Raw genomic sequence first — 673 nt, forward strand, 5'->3', positions numbered from 1 at the left:
CGTTGGGCGTAAGCTAAAAAAACTATGAAAATTAAAGATAAAGCATTAAATTTCCAATATCAGTACAGCCGAATTTTTACGCTTGGTTTGAATAGGAAAAGGTTTGAAAGTTTACCGAAAAGCAACAGTTTATTTGCTTTGAATAACTCAAGAAACACTTTTATAACAATTGGTTTTACACTATTTTCTTGTGGTTTGTTTTTTTCTGGAATTATAGAAGGGTTTATCAATGGAAATGAAATTACAACGGAATTTATTTTTGTCTTTTTTGTAGCTCATCCAATTGTTGGAACCATAGGTTTGAGACAATTTTTATGGCTAACTAATGGAAGACAAGAATTAAGGGTTGACAACGAAAAAATAACTTTAAGCAAGAAAGGAACTTTTCTAACTAAAAACCGAACTTTTGAACTTAAACACGTTGAAAACATACGAAAAGAAATAGATATAAATTCATTACCTCTTTTCGAAAAGATATTGCGGAATATCAAGCTAAATCGACAACTACTTTTTAGTCATATAATTGGAGAAATTATTTTTGACTATAAGGGGAAAAAAGTGAAATTATTTAATGAATTGACTGAAAACCAAAAAACGGAATTAATAACTGAAATCAATAAGCTGAAAGAAAAGCCTACGCCCAACACCGTACAAAATTAATTGCTTTGTTTCT

1 protein-coding gene is annotated in these 673 nt (G+C 29.4%); it reads left to right on the plus strand.

Going from position 1 to position 673, the window contains the following annotated elements:
• Nucleotides 1-24 precede the first annotated feature (24 nt).
• Nucleotides 25-660 carry a hypothetical protein gene (locus ES044_RS18365; protein ID WP_147120806.1) on the plus strand — a complete coding sequence of 212 codons (636 nt, stop codon included), beginning with the start codon at nt 25-27 and terminating at the stop codon, nt 658-660.
• Nucleotides 661-673: the final 13 nt, after the last annotated feature.

The organism is Polaribacter sp. IC066 (assembly GCF_007997085.1).
Taxonomy (GTDB): Bacteria; Bacteroidota; Bacteroidia; order Flavobacteriales; family Flavobacteriaceae; genus Polaribacter.